At 42.3% G+C, this 4,197-nt stretch carries 4 protein-coding genes; all 4 read left to right on the forward strand.

From position 1 onward, the window contains the following. Nucleotides 1-1,517, forward strand: a 1,517-nt coding sequence (locus HQM15_12005) for a long-chain fatty acid--CoA ligase (protein ID MBF0493486.1), incomplete at its 5' end; no start/stop codon positions are given. A gap of 83 nt (nt 1,518-1,600) precedes the next feature. After that, nucleotides 1,601-1,993, forward strand: coding sequence for a DUF4870 domain-containing protein (locus tag HQM15_12010; GenBank protein ID MBF0493487.1), 393 nt, complete (start codon nt 1,601-1,603; stop codon nt 1,991-1,993). A 57-nt stretch (nt 1,994-2,050) separates the two neighbouring features. Next, nucleotides 2,051-3,421 (forward strand): NAD-dependent succinate-semialdehyde dehydrogenase, encoded by a 1,371-nt coding sequence (locus HQM15_12015; GenBank protein ID MBF0493488.1) that lies wholly within the window; start codon nt 2,051-2,053, stop codon nt 3,419-3,421. A 138-nt stretch (nt 3,422-3,559) separates the two neighbouring features. Beyond that, nucleotides 3,560-4,197, forward strand: a 638-nt coding sequence (locus HQM15_12020) for a hypothetical protein (GenBank protein MBF0493489.1), incomplete at its 3' end; no start/stop codon positions are given.

Here is a 4,197-nt window from a genome sequence, read left to right on the forward strand (position 1 = left end):
TTCCCATTTATCATTCTACTTTACCTAAAGATGTGGCTTATATTCTAAATCACTGCCAGGCCGAAATTGCCTTCATCGAAGGGACAAGTCAGCTTGCAAAAATTTCTTCGCTTCGTTCAGAATTGAGTTATTTGAAGAAGATCATTTCATTTGACAAAGTTTCGCAAGAAGAAGTTTTTCCTTTTAAAAAAATTATCAAAGACACCCCCTTTCATTTAGAAAATTTTCAGGCCTTGATTGGTGCTATCGATTTGAAAGATTTGGCAACGGTAGTCTACACCAGCGGAACAACGGGACAACCCAAGGGAGTTGCTTTAACTCACGAATGTTTTAGCTCTGAAATCGATGCCCTGAATCAAATTTTTGATTTGAGTGAAGGAAAAGAAAGTTTACTCTTTTTGCCTTTGGCGCACATTTTGGCACGTGCGCTTCAGTTTTATCAACTGACTCAGGGCTTTATTCAGGCTTACGCAGAAAGTATTGATAAGCTCTTGGAGAATATCAAAGAAATCAAACCTCACTTTATGGTGTCGGTCCCCCGAATTTTTGAAAAAATTTATGCCAAGGTGATGGGAGATTTCGAATCAGCCCCCTTCTATAAAAAAGAAGTTTTCAAATGGGCAGTGGCTTTAGGAAAGAAACGGAGCAGGGCACGTCAGAACCATCAGTCCTTTTCTATGTTGGATCAAATGCAATATCAAGTTGCCCAGAGATTGGTTTTTTCAAAACTTCATGAACGTTTAGGTGGCAGGTTGGAGTTTTTCATTTCAGGAGGAGCTCCTTTGTCCCAGGAAATTGGTGAATTTTTTGACGCGGCAAATATCCTGATTTTGGAAGGCTATGGTCTTACCGAAACCACGGCAGCTATCACTTGCAATAAACTCGATCGTTACCGTTTTGGTACGGTGGGTCCTATTGTGGCGAACGTTGAAATTAAACTGGCCAGGGATAAAGAAATTCTGGTTCGGGGTGCTCATGTTTGTAAGGGGTATTATCGAAATGAGGAGGCCACTCAGGAATCTTTTACTCCGGATGGTTTTTTTAAAACGGGGGATATTGGCGAATTTGATGACAAGGGTTTTTTGAGAATTACCGATCGAAAAAAAGATCTCATTGTTACTGCGGCCGGGAAAAACATTGCTCCTCAGTACATCGAAAACCTGCTCAAGACAGATGCGGTTTTTTCTCAAGTGATGGTGCATGGAGACAGACGAAAATTTTTGAGTGCCTTGGTGACACTAAATCCGGATGCCTTGCAGGAACTTGCCAGAGTTCAAAACTTGGGAAGCTTTGACTATCAACAATTAGTGAGGCACCCTAAGATATTTGAAATGGTAAAAAAGCGGATTGAAGAAAAAAATAAACAGCTGGCCAGTTATGAAAGTATTAAACGTTTTTCCATTTTGGCCGATGATTTTACCATCGATAGAGGGGAGTTGACGCCTACTCTTAAAATTAAGCGAAAAGTAGTCAGCGAAAAATATAAAGGAATTCTGGATTCCTTTTATCAGGAGTAGTTTTTGCCATTATTTACTTTTCATTTTTTGTTTTTTCGTTAAACTGAGGCTTCTTAAAATTTCTATATAAAAAGGAGATGAAAATGGCGGATCAAAATTCAGTTCAAAACTCTTCAGCGGGGGGTTCCGGGCTCGCTCCCAATGTGGCTTCGCTGCTTTGTTACCTCTGTTCATGGGTGACAGGGCTTATTTTTATACTCATTGAAAAAAATGACAAAAACGTTCGCTTTCATGCCTGGCAGGCCATTTTCTTCGGAGGAGCTGTCACTGCGTTATATATAGTAGGGACAGTGTTTACCATAATCTTGGCGTTTATTTCTTCGGCCTTGGCCAGTATTTTTAGTTTACTGATGTGGCTTCTCATGCTGGGTTTTATGGTGTTGTGGGTTGTTCTGATGGTTAAAGCCTATCAGGGGGAACGCTGGAAATTGCCTTACTTGGGAGATTTAGCAGAAACTCAGAACAATAAATCCTGATTTTGTTTTTTCCCTTTCATAAAAAGGCTCCGATTTATCGGAGCCTTTTTTATTCTTATGCCACTCCAATCCATCAACCCCAGCAGCAATGAAGTTATAAAAATTTACGAAGAAATCTCTTTTGATGAAATTCAAATCAAACTTCAAGCCGCCGAAAATGCCCATCAAGCTTGGCGAAAAACTGCATTTTCACATCGTGCGGGCTTGATGAAAAAAGCAGGGCAGATCCTCCTGAAAAGAAAAGAAGAGTTTGCAAAGCTCATCGCTTTGGAAATGGGAAAACCTCTCAAACAAGGAGCGTTGGAAATAGAAAAGTGTGCCTTGGTTTGTGATTATTACGCAGAAAATGCAGAGAAATTTTTAAGCCCTGAAGAAGTAAAAACGGAAGCCTTAAAAAGCTACGTAAGTTTTGAACCCATCGGTATTGTGCTCGCCATCATGCCCTGGAACTTTCCTTTTTGGCAGGTCTTTCGTTTTGCAGTTCCGGCGCTCATGGCCGGCAATGCAGGAGTTTTAAAACATGCTTTTAACGTGAGTGGTTGCGCCCTTGCCATTGAAGATGTGTTTGCAGAAGCGGGGTTCCCAGTCCATTTGTTTGTGACGCTACTTTGCGATATTCCACAAATACCCAAACTCATTGAGCATCCTTTAATTAAAGCAATCACCTTAACAGGGAGTACCCGTGCGGGTCAGACGGTAGCAGCCCAATCGGGAAGAGCCATCAAGAAAACCGTTTTAGAATTAGGTGGCTCGGATGCCTTTCTGATTTTGGAAGATGCCGACTTGGATAAAACCGTTACCTTAGCTTGCGCTTCGCGTTTGTTAAATGCCGGTCAAAGCTGTATTTGTGCCAAGCGATTTATTGTGGTGAAAAGTATTCAAAAAGAATTTGAACAAAGATTAAGTACAGAGATGAATAAAGTGGTGCTGGGAGATCCCTTTGAAGCCGCAACTACTATGGGTCCCATGGCTAGGATGGATCTTCGAGAGGCCTTGCATCGTCAGGTGACGGAAAGTATTTTGAAAGGGGCGAAACTTCTTTTGGGTGGAAAAATTCCGGGAGGGAAGGGGGCCTATTATCCTCCTACTATTTTGACAGAAGTGAAAAAAGGAATGCCCGCTTACTCCGAAGAACTGTTTGGTCCCGTGGCGACCATTATTCCTGTTGAAGATGAAGAAGAAGCTATTTTTGTGGCCAACGATACGGAGTTTGGCTTGGGCGCTGCAGTATTTACCCAAGATTTAAAACGCGGTGAAGAAATTGCCCAGAAACGCCTGGAAGCCGGATGCTGTTACGTAAACAACATGGTGCGATCGGATCCACGACTTCCTTTTGGAGGAATAAAAGGCTCCGGATACGGACGGGAACTTTCGCATTTTGGCATTCGAGAGTTTGTGAATATCAAAACGGTGTGTATCCATAAATAAAAAAATAAATACCTTAATTGTGATGGAGACTTATGACAAAAATTTTGTTCCCTCAACGCAGCGCATTAGCAACTTTTTTCTCTTGGAGTCGATAAACAAAACAAGAGGGGAGAACAATATTATTTAATGAGGTATTTTATGTCTTCACAAGGGGGTACCAAAAGAATTCCGACCGCAAGTTTTATTCCTGTCCAGGCGCCTGTATCCCACGATCCCGATGAGCCGGTTGTTGTCGCAAGACTCACAGCTCTTCCTCCAACGACAAATCCTTCTACCTATGCTTCTCAAAATACTGCAAACCGCTATGCTCAAGCCCCCCAAGCCCCGGCAAGAAATTTTTGGACGAGTGGTTGGGAAAATTTTTCAGTCTTTTTTGATTTAATTCCTTTTGTGGGTTGTGCACCGGAACCAGTGTCAGTGCCAGCACCTCAAGTGCCGGAACCAATACCAGAGCCTCAAGTTTGTGTTTGTGGTAATCATTTGCCCTCTGTTCCTCCTGGTGCCTGTCCTCCTTTATCCAGCTCGGTTTTGAATCAAAGAATTGAAACAATTCTGGCTTACAATTCTATGAGCAATGTCCGCCAACTGGTGGATCATGATTGTCGTGTGCGTCCGATTTTGAGTCGTTTGTTGCAAGATTATGATCCCTGTTTGTCCATCACTGATTTGGATGCCCGATTTGATAGCGCGTTTAGGGATCTTGCTTTGCCAGGCTATTGCTCTCCTTCTGCTCCTTCTGCCACTCGCATGACTCCTGAATTTTTGAAAAATCTGGT

The organism is Deltaproteobacteria bacterium (assembly GCA_015233135.1).
In the GTDB taxonomy this organism is placed as follows: Bacteria; UBA10199; UBA10199; order JADFYH01; family JADFYH01; genus JADFYH01.

Excerpts from the sequence above, each read along its gene's own strand:
- HQM15_12015 (MBF0493488.1), top strand. The coding sequence starts at position 2,051 with ATGCCACTCCAATCCATCAACCCCAGCAGCAATGAAGTTATAAAAATT.
- HQM15_12010 (MBF0493487.1), top strand. The coding sequence starts at position 1,601 with ATGGCGGATCAAAATTCAGTTCAAAACTCTTCAGCGGGGGGTTCCGGG.